We start from the raw sequence: 16,914 nt of genomic DNA, 5'->3' as shown, positions 1-16,914 counted from the left end.
GTGCCAAGCATCATTGAAGCCGTTTCATATTTGCTGTAGCCGATAGGCGGACCGGAATTGGAAGGCTCGCTTGATCACTTCGGCTCAAATGCGTGCGGCGCGGGCGCTGCTCGGGATCGACCAGCGTGAGCTGGCGAAGCTCGCCGGCGTGTCGGTGCCGACCATCCAGCGGATGGAAGCCAGCGGCGGCAACGTCCGCGGCATCGTCGAGTCGCTGACCCGGGTGGTCGACGCCCTCAATCGCGCCGGCGTCGAGTTGATCGGCGAGCACGCCCGCAGCGAGGACGGCGGCCGCGGCGTGCGGCTGCGCCAGGCGGCGCCGCAACCGGCGAGGGACGAGCCATGAGCGCCCCGGTCCATCCCGGCGAGGGCCACACCGCCGCCTGCCTGATCGGCTGGCCAGCCGCGCATTCCCGCTCGCCGCTGATCCATCATTACTGGCTGCGCACGCTCGGCATTCCGGGCGGCTATTCGATCGAGTCGGTGCCGCCCGAAGGCTTCGCTGAATTTGTGCTCAACCTTCGGACGCACGGCTACAGCGGCGCCAACGTCACCATCCCGCACAAGGAACGCGCGCTGCAATTGACGCAGCCCGACGAGCGCGCCCGCGCGGTCGGTGCCGCCAACACGCTGTATTACGACGGCGACGTGCTGCGCTCGACCAATACCGATGTCGAAGGCTTCATCGCCAATCTCGACGCCAGCGCGCCCGGCTGGGATCGTGCCGAGCAGGCGCTGGTGCTGGGCGCCGGCGGCTCGTCCCGCGCGGTGCTGTTCGGCCTGTTGGAGCGCGGTATCAAGCGCATCGCGCTCGCCAATCGCTCCATCGATCGCGCGCAGGCGCTCGCCGGTCTGTTCGGCGACCGCGTGGTGCCGATCGCCTGGACCGAGGCGGCAGCGGCGCTGCCGGGCGCCGGGCTGCTGGTCAACACCACCTCGCTCGGCATGAAGGGCCAGCCGTCGCTCGATCTCGATCTCGAGCCGCTGCAGGCCGATGCGGTCGTTGCCGATCTCGTCTATGTGCCGCTGCAGACCGAGCTGCTCGCCGAAGCCCGCGGCCGCGGCCTGCGCACGGCGGACGGGCTCGGCATGCTGCTGCATCAGGCGGTGCGCGGCTTCGAATTGTGGTTCGGCGCGCGGCCGCACGTCACCGCCGAGCTGCGCGAATTGGTCGAGGCCGATCTGCTCGCGCATACGTGACTGAATAGCCGGCGACCTACGGCATTTGCATCACGGGGCTTCGCTGGAGAACTCGTCGATGTCGTTTCGTTTGTCTGTCACCCGTCCGCTCGTCGCTGCAGCCGTGCTCGGACTGTCCGTTTCCACTGCCTTGGCCCAGCAATCGCCGACGCCCACCAAGGTGCGCGGTGAGATCGAGCGCGTCGATGGCGACAGCATCGCGGTGAAGTCGCGCAGCGGCCAGGATGTGAAATTGCAGTTGCAGCCGGATCTGCGCGTCGCCGGCATCTTGCCGAGCTCGTTGTCGGAGGTGAAGCCCGGCGCGTTCGTTGGTGCCACGACGGTGCCGGGCCCGAACGGGGCGCACAACGCAGTCGAGATCCACATCTTCCCGGAATCGATGCGCGGCACCGGCGAAGGCTCGCGCGCCTGGGACCTCGGACCGAACAGCACGATGACCAACGCCACCGTGGATCAGTCTGTCACCAGCAACGACGGCAACACCGTCAAGGTGAAGTACAAAGGCGGCGAGAAGGTCATCACCGTCACGCCGAAGACCCAGATCGTCACCTACGGACCGGCCCAGAAGTCCGATCTCAAGCTGGGCGCCAAGATCATCGCGTTCGGCAAGACGCTGCCGGACGGTTCGTTCCAGACCAGCCGCATCGCTGTCGGCCAGGGCGGCATCACGCCGCCAATGTAAGCTGCAATAGGCAAGCCCTCATGGTGAGGAGGCGCGAAGCGCCGTCTCGAACCATGAGCCGCAGGGAATGTGTTGCCCCATCCTTCGAGACGCCCGGCTTCGCCGGGCTCCTCAGGATGAGGATGCAGTGCCTCGGGCTGGGCCGTAACGCTTCAATGAGTCGATGACGCAAGCTAATTGTCACCTTGGCCCGGCCGCGGTCGGTAGCGCGGCAGCGACCAGCCGCGCCACAGCGCCGCCGCCCGGATCAGCAGCGCGAGCGCAAAGCCGGCGCCGGTGCTGAGTTCGCTCGGTGCGCCCAGGCTCATCAACACCACGAACGTCGCGGCGCCCAGCAGGGCCGCCGTGACGTAGATCTCGCGGCTGAGGATCACCGGGCTTTCGCCGCCGAGTAGATCGCGAAGGATGCCGCCGAAGGTCGCGGTGACGACGCCCATCGCCACCGCGACGATGCCGTTTGCCCCCGCCAGCGCGGCGCGCTCGGCGCCGCTCACCGCGAACAGCGCCATCCCGACCGCGTCGAGCCAGAGCAGCGCCTGGTAGCGCGAATGCGGAACATGAGCGGTGAAGAACACCACGCACGATACCAGCACGCAGGCGATCAGATAGCCGGGCTCGTGCAACCAGAACACCGGCTGATCGAGCAGCACGTCGCGCAGCGTGCCGCCGCCGATGCCGGTCGCGGTGCCGAGCATCGCGAAGCCGACGATGTCCATCTCCTTGCGCGACGCCACCAGCGCTCCGGTCACCGCGAACACGACGATGCCGAGCCAATCCAGCAGCGTCGTCACGGTTTCGAACATCGGGCTCTCCGCTGCGACGTCTGTCGAGCTGATTTAGTCGTCATGGACCGGCACGAGCCGGCCATGACGTAGAGAATGACACTGTCGCTTCGCTCCGTCGAGAAAGCGCTCTACCGGCCGACGAACTTCGCCTCGCGCTTTTCCATGAAGGCGGCGATGCCTTCCTTCATGTCCTGCGTCTTGAACAGCGGCAGCAGCTGCAAGTACACGTGATGGACGTGGTCGGGGAAGGTCTCGTTGAGGCCGATCCGCATCATCCGCTTGGCGGCCTGCACGGCGAGTGGCGCGTTGCCGGCGATCTCCTTCGCCACGGCGCGGGCGCGGCCCATCAGCTCGGCATCCGGGACGACTTCGTTGGCCAGCCCCCAGTCGAGGCACTCGCGCGCGCTCAGCGTGCGGCCCGTGAAGATCAGCTCGGATGCCTTGGCCCAGCCGATCATCCGCGGCAGAAACCAGGTGCCGCCGCTCTCCGGCACCACGCCGCGTTTGACGAACGCGGCGGCCAGCTTGGCCGATTCCGCCATGATGCGGATGTCGCAGCCGAGCGCCGTGTCCATGCCGTAGCCGGCGGCGCCGCCATTGACGGCGCAGATCGTCGGCTTGTCCATGCCCTGCAGCACGGTCGGCGGGGTGTTGCGCAGGTCGAGCGTGGTCGGCGACGACGCCGCGCTGAGCCCCTCGTCGTTGCGCTCCTTGGTGAGATCAAGCCCGGCGCAGAACGCGCGGCCATTGCCGGTGAGGATGACGCAGCGGACGTCCGCGTCCTGGTTGGCCTTGATCAGCAGCGCCGCCAACTCGTTGAGCATCGGGCCGGAGATCGTATTCATCCGCTGCGGCGCGTTCAGCGTGATGGTGGCGATGTGATCCTCGACGGCGTAGAGCACTTCGCTGGACGCAGTCTCTGTGGCGCGCTTCGTTTCCGTCATCGGTGTCCTCCTGTTTTGTTGTTCTTGTTGCTTGTAGTTGTCTTCTCCCCGTCATTGCGAGGAGGCGGAGCCGACGAAGCAATCCAGCGCCGTGCACTCGGCTGGATTGCTTCGCTATGCTCGCAATGACGCGGGGAGAGGTTAGCGCGCGATTAGTCCGCCAGCACCTTCTCGTCGATCTGGTTGATGGCGTTGACGCCGCACAGGCCCATGGTGGTCGACAGCTCACGGCCGATGATGTCGATCGCCTTCGCCACACCCGGGCCGCCGAACGCGCCGAGGCCGTAGATGTAGGCGCGGCCGATCATGCAGCTCTTGGCGCCGAGCGCCAGCGCCCGCATCACGTCCTGGCCGGAGCGGATGCCGCCGTCGAACATCACCTCGATATGCGAGCCGACAGTGTGGACGATCTCCGGCAGCACCTCGATCGACGACGGCGCGCCGTCGAGCTGGCGGCCGCCGTGGTTCGACACCACCAGCGCCTCGGCGCCGACCTTGACGGCCTCGCGCGCGTCCTCGACATCGAGGATGCCCTTGATGATCAGCTTGCCCGGCCAGATCGAGCGGATCCAGTCGATGTCCTTCCAGTTCAGCGCCGGATCGAATTGCGACGCGACCCAAGCCGACACCGACTCCAGATCCTTCGAGCCCGGCAGATGGCCGGCGATGTTGCCGAAGTTGCGCTGCTTGGCGCCGAGGATGCCCTTCACCCAGCCGGGCTTGGTGGCGATGTCGATCAGGTTCTTCGGCCGGAAGATTTCCGGCGGCACCGTCATGCCGTTCTTGATGTCCTGATGGCGCTGACCGATCACCTGAAGGTCGACGGTGAGAACCAGCGCACTGCACTTGGCCGCGATCGCGCGCTCGATCAGCGCTTTGACGAAGCCGCGGTCGCGCATCACATAGAGCTGAAACCAGAACGGCTTCTCGACATTGGCAGCGACGTCCTCGATCGAGCAGATCGACATCGTCGACAGCGTGTAGGGAATGCCGGCGGCGTGCGCGGCGCGGCAGGCGTGGATCTCGCCGTCGCCATACTGCATGCCGGTCGAGCCGACGGGCGCCAGGATCAGCGGCATCGCGTATTTGTCGCCCAGGATGGTGGTCGACAGGTCACGCTTGGAGATGTCGACCAGGATGCGCTGGCGGAATTTGATTCGCTTGAGGTCGTCGACATTGGCCCGGAGCGTCTCCTCCGCATAGGAGCCGTGATCGACGTAGTCGAAGAACATCTTCGGCACCTTGCGCTTGTGAATCTGGCGAAGGTCCTCGATGCAGGTGATGTATTTCATGAACGTTGCCCGTCCCCGGTCGGTTTTTTCGGCGCGTGGCGTCCTGTAGCACGCCGCAGCGAGGTGCGACATGTCTCCGCGCGGGGCCTGGGCGTGCGCCGGGCGGTCGCGGGAACAGCCCCGGTTCCCATGCGTTGCACCGGTCGAGCAACACATTCAGGAGCAGGCGATGACTGAGAAGACGGATCACTCCGCCAACAAGTCCAAGGACAAGGACCTCGAGAAGCAGCTCGACGAGGGGCTGGAGGATTCCTTTCCGGGCTCGGACCCGGTGAGCGTGACCCAGCCGGCGCCCTCGAAGCCGGATGGCGACAGCAAGCGCAAGGGCTAGGGAACCCGACCTCGTGCTTTGCCGAGGCATGAAATCCATGGTTTTCAACAGCTTGCGCCGCGGTCCCCGGGTCCGCGGCGCGTAATTTTTCTTTATATTTTTTGAAGGGCCGACCGCTAAATTGGTCCTATAAGCGGGGTTTCGCCACGCGGCGCTGACCGGATACCTGGTCTTCGGACGCCGGAGCGTGGCCGGGCGGGGGATTTTGATGAGCCGCAAATATTTCGGGACGGACGGGATCCGGGGCCGCGCCAATGGCCTGATCACGCCGGAGCTCGCTTTGAAGGTCGGGCAGGCGGCGGGGCTGGTGTTTCAGCGCGGCGACCATCGCCATCGCGTCGTCATCGGCAAGGACACGAGGCTGTCCGGCTACATGATCGAGAACGCTATGGTGGCCGGCTTCACCTCGGTCGGCATGGACGTGATGCTGGTCGGACCGATGCCGACGCCCGCAGTCGCGATGCTGACCAAGTCGATGCGCGCCGATCTCGGGGTGATGATTTCTGCATCGCACAATATGTTCGAGGACAACGGCATCAAGCTGTTCGGCCCGCTCGGCTTCAAGCTCAGCGACGACGTCGAAAAGCAGATCGAGCAACTGCTCGACGAGTCGCTCGACAAGAAGCTGTCGGAGAGCGCCGGCCTCGGCCGTGCCCGCCGCATCGACGGCGTCCGCGACCGCTACATCGAATTCGCCAAGCGCACGCTGCCGCGCGACCTGTCGCTCGACGGGCTGCGCGTCGTGGTCGATTGCGCCAATGGCGCCGCCTACAAGGTGGTGCCCGAGGCGCTGTGGGAGCTCGGCGCCGACGTGATCGCGATGGGTGTCGAGCCGGACGGATTCAACATCAACAAGGAATGCGGCTCGACGTCTCCTGAAGCGCTGTGCCGCAAGGTCCGCGAGATGCGCGCCGACATCGGCATCGCGCTCGACGGTGACGCCGACCGCGTCATCATGGTCGACGAACGCGGCCACGTGGTCGACGGCGATCAGCTGCTGGCGGTGATCGCGCACAGCTGGAAGGAAGACGGCCGGCTCGCCAAGCCGGGCATCGCGGCGACCGTGATGTCGAATCTGGGGCTCGAACGCTTCCTCGCCGCCGAGGGCATCGAGCTGGTGCGCACCGCGGTCGGCGACCGCTACGTGCTCGAGGCGATGCTGAAGGGCGGCTACAACGTCGGTGGCGAGGCTTCGGGCCACATCATCCTGTCCGACTACAACACCACGGGCGACGGCTTCGTCGCTGCGCTGCAGGTGCTGGCGGTGGTGCAGAAACTGCGCCGCCCGGTGTCGGAAGTCTGCCATCGCTTCGATCCGCTGCCGCAGATTCTCAAGAACGTGCGCTATCGGTCGGGCCGTCCGCTCGACGACGCGCGCGTGCAGGCGACGATCAGCGACGCCGAGAAGCGGCTCAACGGCCACGGCCGGCTGCTGATCCGGGCGTCGGGCACCGAGCCGGTGATACGTGTGATGGGCGAGGGCGACGACCGCGAACTGGTCGAGGACGTCGTCGACACCATCGTCGACGCGGTGGGAAGCGCAGCCGCGGCAGCCGCGTAGTCTGCGGCGCGTAGTTGCGCCGCAGCGTGCATCGCTGCCATCGCGATTTGTCGCTACCAAGCCACGGCGATAGGGACTAATTTGGAAACGGCCGGCACCGATGCCGGCCGTCTTTCGTTGTGGCTGCCCCGGGACCGACCGGCGCGGCAAGAATCTTTCAGGAAACGCCGTGAACAAGCCTGTCGTCGACGCGGATATCGCCGCTCCGGTCACTCCCGCCGAGCCGCCGCTGCCAGAGCTCACCAAGCCGGCAGCGCCGTCGGCCACGGGGCCGGCCTATGTCGTGCTCGGCGGCATCAGCTTCTCGCATTTCCTCAACGACACGATGCAGTCGCTGATTCCGTCGGTGTATCCGATCCTGAAGGCGAACTACGCGCTGGATTTCGGCCAGATCGGCATGATCACGCTGGCGTTTCAGTTCACCGCCTCGCTGCTGCAGCCGGTGGTCGGGTACATGACCGACAAGAAGGCGCAGCCGTTCTCGCTGGCGATCGGCATGGGCTCGACCTTCCTGGGCCTGCTGCTGCTCAGCGTGGCGCACTCCTACGCGGTGATCCTGATTGCCGCGGCGATGATCGGCCTCGGCTCCGCAGTGTTTCACCCGGAGTCGGCGCGGATCGCGCGGCTCGCCTCCGGCGGGCGGCACGGCATGGCGCAGTCGGTGTTTCAGGTCGGCGGCAATGCCGGCACCGCGCTCGGCCCGGTGCTGGCGGCGTTGATCGTCGTGCCGTTCGGCCAGCCTTCGATCGCCTGGTTCTCGTCGATCGCTTTCGTCGCCATCCTGGTGCTGTGGCGGATCGGCGTGTGGTACAAGCCGCAGGTCGCCGGCAAGAAGAAGATGGTGGTGAGCCCGCATCCGCATGCGCCCGGCCGGCGCAGGGTGATGGTCGCACTGGTCGTGCTGGTGGCGCTGCTGTTCTCCAAGCAGCTCTATCTGTCGAGCCTGTCGAGTTACTACACGTTCTATCTGATCGGGAAATTCCACGTCTCGACCCAGACCGCGCAGATGTTCCTGTTCATCTTCCTCGCCGCCACCGCGGCCGGGGTGTTCTTCGGCGGCCCGCTCGGCGACAGGTTCGGCCGGCGCTACGTGATCTGGTTCTCGATCCTCGGCATTCTGCCGTTCACGCTGGCGCTGCCTTACGCCGGGCTGTACGCCAGCGCGGTGCTCACCGTGTTCATCGGCTTCATCCTTGCCTCGGCGACGCCCGCCATCATCGTGTTCGCGCAGGAGCTGATGCCGCATCGGTTCGGCATGATCTCGGGCGTGTTCTTCGGCTTCGCCTTCGGCATCGGCGGCCTCGGTGCGGCGGCGCTCGGCGAGGTGGCCGACCACTACGGCATCGACTTCGTGTACCAGATCTGCTCGTTCCTGCCGATCCTGGGCCTGCTCGCGGTGCTGCTGCCGAAGATGCCGCGCCACGCGCATTAGAGCGCTTCATCGATGGAAGCGGCGCGTTTTCCGAGGTACGAAGTCGTCATCCCGAGCGGCGCGGGTAGCTCGCCTCGAAGGATGCGGAGACGGTGATTGCGGCCGATGCTTCGAGGCCCACGGGGGCATCGCAGAATGACTTGACCAGCGTCCGCTGAGGCAGGTCGGGATCACGGTCCTTCACCGGGTTGGGGACGCAGGCGTTTGCTGTCAGTCCCGTGAGTAGCGCCGATATTTGGGCTCTGCCCGTCCTGTCACGGTGCAGCGGGCTGCATGAATTCGATCGTAATATGGTCGGGACCCGAGACGTAGGCGGTCAGCGTTCCCTTTCTTGGACCTCCCGGAATCGGCAGCGGGTTGCCCTTGGCCTTCCATCCGGCGGCCTCGACCCGGGTGATGGCCGCATGGATATTCCGGACGGTCAGAGCCAGGTGGGCGGCGCCGATCGCACCCGCGCTTTCCGGCGCCTGCCCATTCCGAAGACCTTTGGAGTATTGCAGCAACTCGACGATGAATCCGTCCGGAGCCTTCACGATCGCCGTTCGCACATTCGGATCATCGACGCCGGTGACCTGATGCAGGAAATCCCCTCCCATCTCCGCCTGTCGTTCGAGCGTGAACCCAAGCGCCTCCGTCCAGAACCGGACAGCCTCTTCAAGAGATGAAACGGCAAACCCAATGTGATCGACGTTGGTCACGCCTGCATTGTTATCCACTGATGCGCTTCCATTCCGGTTTGTCTAGGACGCGATAGCTTGTGCCGGGCAAACTTAGTGAGGAGGAGAAGGGTCTGGCCAAGATTCCCCTACCTGCGCGCGAAGGATGCTCAGCTTGAAACGAATGTTGATCACAAACATCCGCTTTCTGAAAGCATGGGTGCGCGGCACAAGGCCGGGCAGGACGCGTGGAAAGTCCGCAGCTGATTTTGACCGTCTCCATCTTCGATCGGCCTCCTCAGCTCAGATTCGACGCCGGAGTAGCAGGGCGCCGCCAATGCCGGGTTCCATGCGTCGGATGAAATTGGGTTGGTAACGATTGGTTAGCAATCCGGGCTGGCGCGCCGTCGGCGGCAATCGTTAGTGCGACGCGCCGCGACGTCACCAAATATCAACCTTAAAAATTAGGGTTAAGTGGCGCTTAAGGAATTGCTGGCATCGTTTTGGTCAAAGGCTCACCGGAGTGGGGCCTTCGGTTGATCATTGGACCAAAGGACGAAGCCAATGCGTAGCGTGAAGATAATGATGGCCGCCGGCGCGGCTTCGCTGATTGCCTCGACCGCGATGGCGGCAGATATGCCGATTGCCCCGCCGCCCGCCTATGCGCCGCCCCCGGCTGAGGATTTCGGAGGTTGGTACCTGCGCGGCGACATCGGTTTCAGCAACCAGAAGGTCAAGGATCTACGCTACGGCCGCGACTCGGCCTATTCGCAGCTCACCTCGTTCGACCAGCAGACCTCGTTCGATGCCGCCGGCATCTACGGTCTCGGCGTCGGCTATCAGTTCAACAGCTGGTTCCGCGCCGACCTCGTCGGTCAGTATCGCGGCAATTCGAACTTCAAGGGCACCGACCGGTTCACCGGCACGTCCTTCGGTACGCCCTATAACGGCATCGATAACTACGGCGCCAGCAAGTCGGAATGGCTGGTGATGGCCAACGGCTACGTCGATCTCGGCACCTGGTGGTGTGTGACGCCGTTCATCGGCGCCGGCGTCGGTGCCGCGCGAGTGACGATGGCGAATTTCACCGATACCGGCATCAACAACCTGCCGTTCTCGACCACCAGCTTCGCCAGCGCGCCGACGGCCTCGAAGTGGAATCTGGCGTGGGCGCTGCACACGGGTCTCGCCTACAAGGTCAATCCGAACCTGACCCTCGAACTGGCCTACAGCTACCTCAACCTCGGCGACGGCTACACCGGCGTGCTCTCCGACTTCACCGGCGCCACCACCAACAACACCTTCAAGTTCAAGGATATCACCTCGCACGACGTGAAGCTCGGCGTGCGCTGGAACATCGACTCCGGCCCGGTCTACGCGCCGCCGCCGCCCTTGATGCGCAAGGGCTGATCGGCCTCAAAACGTTTACGAATCTTAACGGCGCGGGAGCTTCCCGCGCCGTTTTGTTTTGCCAAATGGGGTGGGCGACAAGGATTGATTAAGGTTAACACGCGATGATTGCGACGTACCGGTTTGGTCGAGGAGCGTTGCGATGCGTGGAGTTCTGGTAGCAGCGGCGATGGTCGTGGCGGCGGCGCAGGGCGCCCACGCGGCCGATATGCCGGAGTTCGGCGCGCTACGCGGCGCGGTGGTGGATACGCCCCCCGGCGTCGTCAACTGGCAGGGCTTCTACGTCGGTGGTCAGGGCGGCTACGGCACGTCCGACATGGACTTCACAAATTCGACGTCCAATATCGCGTCGCGCATGATGGCGTTGACCACGATCGAGAACGAATACCAGGTGTCGCAGTGGCCCGTGCTCGGCAAGCGCTCGGCGCAAGGCAGCGGCTACGGCGGCTTCGTTGGTTACAATTGGCAATGGGACGATGTGATCCTCGGCCTCGAAGCCAACTACATGCACGGCAATTTCGGCGGCTCGGACTCGGGTGCGATGGGGCGCAGCTTCACCACGTCCGACGGCTACACCAACGGCGTGACCTACAGGGCGAGCGCCAATATGCAGGTCACGGATGTCGGCTCGATCCGCGGCCGTGCCGGCTGGGCGATCGGCAGCTTCCTGCCGTATGCTTTCGGCGGCGTCGCGCTGGGGCAGGCGGACATCATCAGGTCGGCGTCGATCTCCGGCACCGCCGTTAATGCAAACGCCGCGCCCGGCTTCCAGACCATCAACTTCGCCTATAACAAGACCGAGCAGATGAACAGCCACTTCATCTACGGCTATTCGGCCGGTCTCGGCATGGACATGATGCTGTATCGCGGACTGTTCCTGCGCGCCGAGTGGGAGTACCAGAAATTCGCGGCGCCGATCAACACGGCGGTGTCGACCGTGCGGGGCGGCCTCGGTTACAAGTTCTGACCGGCGGTTTGCAGGCTGACGTCGCTGCCGGCGCCTGATCGATGGGAGCCGCGACGATGGACGACGCGATGCTGATTTACGGCGATCTCAACTCGGGCAATTGCCTGAAGGTGAAGTGGGTGTGCGATGCGCTGTCGCTGCCTTATCAATGGGTCGCGGTCGATACCCTGAAAGGCGAGACGCGGACGCCGGAATTTCTGGCGCTCAATCCGGCCGGGCAGGTCCCGGTCGTGGTGCTGGGGGATGGCCGCGCACTGGCACAGTCCAACGCGATCATCCGCTATCTGGCGCGCGGCAGTGATCTCATTCCTGACGATCCTTATGCGGCGGCCAAGATGGATGAGTGGCTGTTCTGGGAGCAATACAGCCACGAGCCCTACATCGCGGTGTGCCGTTATCAGATGGTCTATCTTGGCAGGCCGGCCTCCGAGCTCGACCCGGATCGCGTCAAGCGCGGCCACGCGGCGCTGACCTTGATGGAGCGGCATCTCGCCGGCTCAAGGTATCTGGTCGGCGAGTGCTGCACGCTGGCTGACGTGGCCTTGCTCGCCTATACGCGGCTCGCGCCCGAGGGCGGTTTTGCGCTCCGCGATTATCCGGCTGTGGTGCGCTGGATCAGCGATGTCGAGCGCGCGCTCGGCCTGGCGCCGATCGGCGGCGTGGCGTGAGCGTGGATTACAAAGACAAAATCGCGCTGCGCCCGGCGCGGCGCGAGGATGTTTCCGCCATCGTAGCGATGCTCGCCGACGACCCTCTCGGTCGGGGTCGCGAGCGGATCGAAGATCCGTTACCCCAATCGTACTACGCGGCGTTCGATGCGATGGCGGCCGCGCCGCAGATCCAGATGATCGTGGCCGAAGATAAGTCCGGCCGCGTGGTCGGCTGTCTTCAACTCGCAGTGCTGCCCGGGCTGAGTTCGCAGGGCTCCTCGCGCGGACTGATCGAAGATGTGCGCGTTGCCGCCGACTGCCGCAGCCGCGGCATTGGTGAGCTGATGGTGGGATGGGCGCTCGCGGAGGCGCGGCAGCAGGGCTGCCGACTGGTCGAACTGTTCACGCACAACAGCCGCGTCGATGCCCAGCGCTTCTACGCGCGGCTCGGATTTACGCCCAGTCATGTCGGAATGACGATCCGGTTTCAATGATCGCGTTGCGATATGATCCTGCGGTCAAAACTGCTCAGCCGCAGCCGAATCAACTTCCGATCAGCGACGCTCTTGAAGCCGACTCATCCGTCGATGATCAGCAGTGGGGCCGGAAATACATGTGTTAGTTCGGCGCTCTTTGTAGCGGTGGCGTTCGATCGCGAAGTCATTTCGATCAATACTGGTAAATTTACCGAGTGCGACTTTAAGACCGCGGTAAGTCGCAGCAGTCAGGTTGAGCGTGTTGAATATACGGGAAGGATAACCCCCGCCGTGAGGGCCGCTGCCCTCGCTCAGCACGAGGAAATTCTACATGGCCAGGCCGCAGGTCAGGCCGACGGGCGTCGAATGCCCGTTCGGCGAGGAAGAACTGATTGTTTCGAAGACTAATCTCAAAGGTCACATCACCTACGCCAACGACGTCTTCATCAGGCTGTCGAAGTATCCGCGCGGCGAGGTGATCGGGGCGCCGCACAGCATGATCCGCCACCCGGACATGCCGCGCACCATCTTCAAGCTGCTGTGGGACACCATTCAGGCGAAGAAGGAGATCTTCGCCTATGTGGTGAACATGGCGCGCGACGGCGACCATTATTGGGTGTTCGCCCACGTCACGCCGACGCTCGATGCGCAGCGCAACGTGCTCGGCTTCCATTCCAACCGCCGCAAGCCGACGGGCGCCCAGCTCGCCAAGATCGAACCGCTCTATGCGCAGATTCGCGAGGAAGAGAACCGCCATCGCAATGCCAAGGACGGCATGATGAGCGGCTACGAGATGCTGACGGACATGCTGAAGAAGCAGGGTTTGGGCTATGATGAATTCATCTTCTCTGTCTAAGGCGCTGATCGCCCTGTTCGGCGCGCTGGTCGCGACCGCGGCCCTCGGTGGGCTTCACCTCGCCTTCGGCCCGTTGGGGCTGCTGCCGGATGCGCTGGCGATGTTGCCGGCCCTGCTGCTGATCGGCGCGGCGATCTGGTTGACGTGGCGGGCTTCGTCCGCCGTCCGCGAGATCGCGGAGGTTTGCGAAAGTGCCAAGCGCGGCGATCTCGAGGGCCGCGTGATGGGCCGCCGCGATGGCGGCGAGATCGGCCGGGCCCAGGCCGGCATCAACGACGCGCTCGACATTGTCGATGCCTTCATCCGCGAAGCGTCGGCGTCGATGGAATATGCCTCGCACGGCAAGTGCTTCCGCAAAGTGCTGACGCGCGGCCTGCCGGGCTCGTTCCGCAACGCCGCCGATGTCATCAACAGCGGCACCGATTCGATGGATCGGCGCGTGCGCGAGACCGCCCAGCAGGCGCAGGGCTTTGCAGCCAGCATGGATCGGGTCGCCGAAGTGCTGGCCGGCGCCGCGGTGGAACTGCGTTCGGACTCCTCCGCCATGGCAGCGGCCGCGGAAGAAACCAGCCGTCAGTCGAGCGGTGTGGCGGCGGGCTCCTCGGAAGCCTCGGCCAACGTGCAGAGCGTCGCGACGGCGACGGAGGAACTGACGGCCTCGATCGTCGAGATCACCCGGCAGGTAACTCTGTCATCGTCCGCCACGCATCACGCGGTTGAAGAAGCCCAGCAGACCAACGAGAAGATCCGCAATCTCGCCGATGCCGCGCAGCGGATCGGCGACGTGATCAAGCTGATCAACGCCGTCGCGGCGCAGACCAACCTGCTGGCGCTCAACGCGACCATCGAGGCCGCCCGCGCCGGCGAGTCCGGCAAGGGCTTCGCGGTGGTCGCATCCGAGGTCAAGACGCTGGCCAGCCAGACCGCCAAGGCCACCGAGGAAATCGCTGCGGCGATCGCCGAGGTGCAGCAGATCACCGAGCAGTCGGTGCAAGCGGTGGAAGCGATCGGCCGTCGGATCGGCGAGATCAGCGAAGTCTCGAACACGATCGCGGCCGCCATGGAACAGCAGGGCGCTGCGACGCAGGAAATCGCCCGCAACGTGCAGCAGGCGTCGAGCGGAACCAGCGAAGTGTCGAGCAACATCTCCGGGATTAGTCAGGCCGCGGACGACACCGGCCGCATTGCCTCGCGCGTCAACGACGCGTCGGGCAAGATCGCCCAGGAGGTCGAGACCTTGCGCAGCGAGGTTCGGCAGTTCATCGCCAAGGTCGCTTGATCAGACGGCGGCGCGGCTGCGTCCGCGCCGCGACATCGCGGTTGCTCCGGCGAGAGGAACGGCCGCTGCCGGCTTGGGTTGGTCCCGTCTCACACGGGAGACAAGCCATGCGCCTGCTATCCAAGACGACCTTGATCGCCGCGCTGCTCGCCGCGTCCGCGGCTCATGCCCAGACCACAATGCCCGGCTCGTCGGGCGTTGCCGTGGATCCGACCACCGGCGCGCAGAGTCCCGGCACGGCGGGCATCAGTGCCGCGCCCGGCGGCTCCAGCACCACCGCCACCGGAACCGGCATCACCGGAACCAACACGGGATCGAACCTCAACAGCCCAGGTATCAATCAGCCCGGCGTGCCGAATACGACGTCGCCGGGCAGCATCGGCACCGGCGCCTCGCCCAGCGGGCTGCCGGGCGACAGCACGACGTCTCCTGGCTTCCCGGCGCCGGTCGGTAAGTAACAGTCGATTGTCTGCTGCGACGAGGCGGCCGCGGAGCGGCCGTCTGCTACGTGCGTGGCGGCGCACTGTTACAGCTCTTTCAATATCAGGCATTGCCGTCGCCGCGAACGGAACGGTGCTCACAGTCCACGGTTAGTCCCGCACACAACCGGAGGAGTATCGAATGTCATCCAAGTTCGGAATGTCCGCGATGATCGCGGCTGCGCTGCTGGCTTCCACTGCGATCGCGTCGGCCCAAAACAGCAGCGGCACGACGACGCTGAATTCAACCAGCAAGGCAGGCGGCGAATCCGCGTCGCAAGGATCGACGCCTGGTGGCGCGTCGAACGCCGGTTCGGTGACGGCGCCTCCCGGATCGTCGGCAAGCAGCGGCGCCGCCGCCGGCACCACTACGGGGTCCGGTGCAGCCGGCGCCCCGAGCGGCACTGGCGCCAGCCGGTAACAACTAACAACGCGACCGAGCGAGCGGTGAGTTATCACCGCTCGCTTTTGCGTGGGGACCAGGCGATCGGCCGGGACCGGAGGCGGCTGGTCTGCGAAGTCGGTTGCCACAAGTTTGCCACAGCCGCGCGCGGCTCCTCCGGGATGCAGGAGGGCGACGGGCGGCTCGCGCTGGGCATGCCCGTGTCCGGCATCTCCCGGAGTTCGATCTCCTTGACTTTCGAGCTCAAAGGACTATCCCCAGCGGCGGGAAACCTCTCCCCACCGAGAGGCAGCTATCTGGAAGGATAGACTATGACTGTAGCGAAGCCCGCTTCGCGGCCGAATGCGCCGCAATTCTCCTCCGGCCCCTGCGCGAAGCGCCCCGGCTGGTCCCCCGAAAATCTCAAGGACGCCCCGCTCGGCCGCTCGCATCGCGCGAAGGTCGGCAAGGCCAAGCTCAAGCTCGCGATCGACCTGACGCGCGAAGTGCTTGAAGTCCCCGCCGACTACAAGATCGGCATCGTCCCCGCTTCTGATACCGGCGCTGTCGAAATGGCGCTGTGGTCGCTGCTCGGGCCGCGCCCGGTCACGACGCTGGCTTGGGAATCGTTCGGCGACGGCTGGGTCGGCGATATCACCAAGGAGCTGAAGCTCCCCAACGTCACGAAGCTCAAGGCTGGTTACGGCGAAATTCCCGACCTCTCCAAGGTCGATTGCAACACCGACGTCGTGTTTACCTGGAACGGCACCACCTCCGGCGTGCGCGTCCCGAACGCCGACTGGATCAAGGCCGACCGTGAAGGCCTGACCATCTGCGACGCCACCTCGGCCGCCTTCGCGCAGCCGCTGGACTGGCCGAAGCTCGATGTCGTCACCTTCTCCTGGCAGAAGGCGCTCGGCGGCGAAGCCGCGCACGGCATGCTGATCCTCAGCCCGCGCGCCGTGGCCCGCCTCGAGAGCTACACGCCGACCTGGCCGATGCCGAAGATCTTCCGCCTTACCAAGGGCGGCAAGCTGATCGAGGGTATCTTCCAGGGCGAGACCATCAACACCCCGTCGATGCTCTGCGTCGAGGACTACATCGACGCGCTCAACTGGGCGAAGTCGGTGGGCGGCCTCAAGGGCCTGATCGCCCGCGCCGACGCCAACACCAAGGTGTTGACCGACTGGCAGGCCAAGGCCAAGTGGGCCGACTTCCTGGCCGCCGATCCGGCGATCCGCTCCAACACCTCGGTCTGCCTCAAGGTGGTGGACCCGGCGATTACTTCGCTTCCCGCCGAAGCCCAGGCCGACTTCGCCAAGAAGCTGGTCGCGGTGGTCGAGAAGGAAGGTGCTGGCTACGATCTCGGCGCCTATCGCGACGCCCCGGCGGGTCTGCGCATCTGGTGCGGCGCGACGGTGGAAGCCGCCGACGTCGCGACCCTGACGCAGTGGCTCGACTACGCGTTCGAGACCACCAAGGCCTCGCTCACTCAGGCGGCTTGATCGCCTCCCAACCTCTCCCCGCTTGCG

General features: G+C 65.2%; 19 protein-coding genes. 14 read left to right on the top strand and 5 right to left on the bottom strand.

Annotated elements, in window-relative coordinates; translation table 11 throughout:
- Positions 1 to 70 precede the first annotated feature (70 nt).
- Genes ACOJTD_RS05210 through ACOJTD_RS05200 form a run of 3 tightly spaced genes read left to right on the top strand, consistent with a single transcriptional unit; the run spans position 71 to position 1,882 of the window.
- Positions 71 to 346: a helix-turn-helix domain-containing protein gene (locus ACOJTD_RS05210; protein WP_420131869.1), complete on the top strand. Its 276-nt coding sequence runs from the start codon at positions 71 to 73 to the stop codon at positions 344 to 346.
- Complete coding sequence (locus ACOJTD_RS05205; RefSeq protein WP_420131868.1) at positions 343 to 1,200, top strand: shikimate dehydrogenase; 858 nt, start codon at positions 343 to 345, stop codon at positions 1,198 to 1,200. The genes ACOJTD_RS05210 and ACOJTD_RS05205 overlap by 4 nt, the downstream gene beginning before the upstream one ends.
- A 58-nt stretch (positions 1,201 to 1,258) precedes the next feature.
- Positions 1,259 to 1,882 (top strand): hypothetical protein, encoded by a 624-nt coding sequence (locus tag ACOJTD_RS05200; RefSeq protein WP_420131867.1) that lies wholly within the window; start codon positions 1,259 to 1,261, stop codon positions 1,880 to 1,882.
- Positions 1,883 to 2,055: 173 nt separating this feature from the next.
- On the opposite strand, the gene ACOJTD_RS05195 is transcribed toward ACOJTD_RS05200, so the two are convergent.
- The 3 genes from ACOJTD_RS05195 to ACOJTD_RS05185 form a co-directional block, all read right to left on the bottom strand.
- On the bottom strand, positions 2,056 to 2,685 hold the full coding sequence (locus ACOJTD_RS05195; protein ID WP_420131866.1) for a trimeric intracellular cation channel family protein: 630 nt from the start codon (positions 2,683 to 2,685) through the stop codon (positions 2,056 to 2,058).
- 110 nt (positions 2,686 to 2,795) lie between these two features.
- On the bottom strand, positions 2,796 to 3,611 hold the full coding sequence (locus tag ACOJTD_RS05190; RefSeq protein WP_420131865.1) for an enoyl-CoA hydratase/isomerase family protein: 816 nt from the start codon (positions 3,609 to 3,611) through the stop codon (positions 2,796 to 2,798).
- A gap of 152 nt (positions 3,612 to 3,763) precedes the next feature.
- Positions 3,764 to 4,903 (bottom strand): alpha-hydroxy acid oxidase, encoded by a 1,140-nt coding sequence (locus tag ACOJTD_RS05185; RefSeq protein WP_420131864.1) that lies wholly within the window; start codon positions 4,901 to 4,903, stop codon positions 3,764 to 3,766.
- Positions 4,904 to 5,072: 169 nt separating this feature from the next.
- Between ACOJTD_RS05185 and ACOJTD_RS05180 the strand changes: the two genes are divergently transcribed.
- The 3 genes from ACOJTD_RS05180 to ACOJTD_RS05170 all read left to right on the top strand — a co-directional run bounded on the left by ACOJTD_RS05180 (position 5,073) and on the right by ACOJTD_RS05170 (position 8,227).
- A complete protein-coding gene (locus ACOJTD_RS05180; RefSeq protein WP_420131863.1) occupies positions 5,073 to 5,234 on the top strand; it encodes a hypothetical protein in 162 nt (53 codons plus the stop codon).
- A gap of 208 nt (positions 5,235 to 5,442) precedes the next feature.
- Entirely contained in the window at positions 5,443 to 6,795 is a 1,353-nt protein-coding gene (gene glmM, locus ACOJTD_RS05175; protein WP_420131862.1) for a phosphoglucosamine mutase, read from the top strand.
- Between the two features lie 169 nt (positions 6,796 to 6,964).
- Positions 6,965 to 8,227 (top strand): MFS transporter, encoded by a 1,263-nt coding sequence (locus tag ACOJTD_RS05170; protein WP_420131861.1) that lies wholly within the window; start codon positions 6,965 to 6,967, stop codon positions 8,225 to 8,227.
- Between the two features lie 254 nt (positions 8,228 to 8,481).
- Here the strand turns inward: ACOJTD_RS05170 and ACOJTD_RS05165 are convergent, their stop codons facing one another.
- On the bottom strand, positions 8,482 to 8,943 hold the full coding sequence (locus ACOJTD_RS05165; RefSeq protein ID WP_420131860.1) for a VOC family protein: 462 nt from the start codon (positions 8,941 to 8,943) through the stop codon (positions 8,482 to 8,484).
- Positions 8,944 to 9,447: 504 nt separating this feature from the next.
- Here ACOJTD_RS05165 and ACOJTD_RS05160 point away from each other — a divergent pair.
- The 7 genes from ACOJTD_RS05160 (at position 9,448) to ACOJTD_RS05130 (ending at position 14,979) form a co-directional block, all read left to right on the top strand.
- Positions 9,448 to 10,293, top strand: coding sequence for an outer membrane protein (locus ACOJTD_RS05160; RefSeq protein ID WP_420131859.1), 846 nt, complete (start codon positions 9,448 to 9,450; stop codon positions 10,291 to 10,293).
- Between the two features lie 142 nt (positions 10,294 to 10,435).
- A complete protein-coding gene (locus ACOJTD_RS05155; protein WP_420131858.1) occupies positions 10,436 to 11,260 on the top strand; it encodes an outer membrane protein in 825 nt (274 codons plus the stop codon).
- A 68-nt stretch (positions 11,261 to 11,328) separates the two neighbouring features.
- Positions 11,329 to 11,928 carry a glutathione S-transferase family protein gene (locus ACOJTD_RS05150; protein WP_420131886.1) on the top strand — a complete coding sequence of 200 codons (600 nt, stop codon included), beginning with the start codon at positions 11,329 to 11,331 and terminating at the stop codon, positions 11,926 to 11,928.
- 68 nt (positions 11,929 to 11,996) lie between these two features.
- On the top strand, positions 11,997 to 12,404 hold the full coding sequence (locus ACOJTD_RS05145; protein ID WP_420131885.1) for a GNAT family N-acetyltransferase: 408 nt from the start codon (positions 11,997 to 11,999) through the stop codon (positions 12,402 to 12,404).
- A 313-nt stretch (positions 12,405 to 12,717) separates the two neighbouring features.
- Positions 12,718 to 13,242 carry a PAS domain-containing protein gene (locus ACOJTD_RS05140; RefSeq protein ID WP_420131857.1) on the top strand — a complete coding sequence of 175 codons (525 nt, stop codon included), beginning with the start codon at positions 12,718 to 12,720 and terminating at the stop codon, positions 13,240 to 13,242.
- The gene (locus ACOJTD_RS05135; RefSeq protein ID WP_420131856.1) at positions 13,217 to 14,521 is read left to right on the top strand and encodes a methyl-accepting chemotaxis protein; all 1,305 of its coding nucleotides are present in this window, start codon (positions 13,217 to 13,219) and stop codon (positions 14,519 to 14,521) included. Before ACOJTD_RS05140 ends, ACOJTD_RS05135 begins: the two co-directional genes overlap by 26 nt.
- Before the next feature lie 107 nt (positions 14,522 to 14,628).
- Positions 14,629 to 14,979, top strand: a complete 351-nt coding sequence (locus ACOJTD_RS05130; protein ID WP_420131855.1) for a hypothetical protein — start codon at positions 14,629 to 14,631, stop codon at positions 14,977 to 14,979.
- Between the two features lie 132 nt (positions 14,980 to 15,111).
- On the opposite strand, the gene ACOJTD_RS05125 is transcribed toward ACOJTD_RS05130, so the two are convergent.
- Positions 15,112 to 15,369: a hypothetical protein gene (locus ACOJTD_RS05125; protein WP_420131854.1), complete on the bottom strand. Its 258-nt coding sequence runs from the start codon at positions 15,367 to 15,369 to the stop codon at positions 15,112 to 15,114.
- 345 nt (positions 15,370 to 15,714) lie between these two features.
- Here ACOJTD_RS05125 and ACOJTD_RS05120 point away from each other — a divergent pair, with 345 nt between their 5' ends.
- Positions 15,715 to 16,887, top strand: coding sequence for a phosphoserine transaminase (locus tag ACOJTD_RS05120; protein ID WP_420131853.1), 1,173 nt, complete (start codon positions 15,715 to 15,717; stop codon positions 16,885 to 16,887).
- Positions 16,888 to 16,914: the final 27 nt, after the last annotated feature.

This window comes from Rhodopseudomonas sp. (assembly GCF_048594845.1).
In the GTDB taxonomy this organism is placed as follows: domain Bacteria; phylum Pseudomonadota; class Alphaproteobacteria; order Rhizobiales; family Xanthobacteraceae; genus Rhodopseudomonas.
This window is presented reverse-complemented; position numbering and strand designations above follow the sequence as displayed.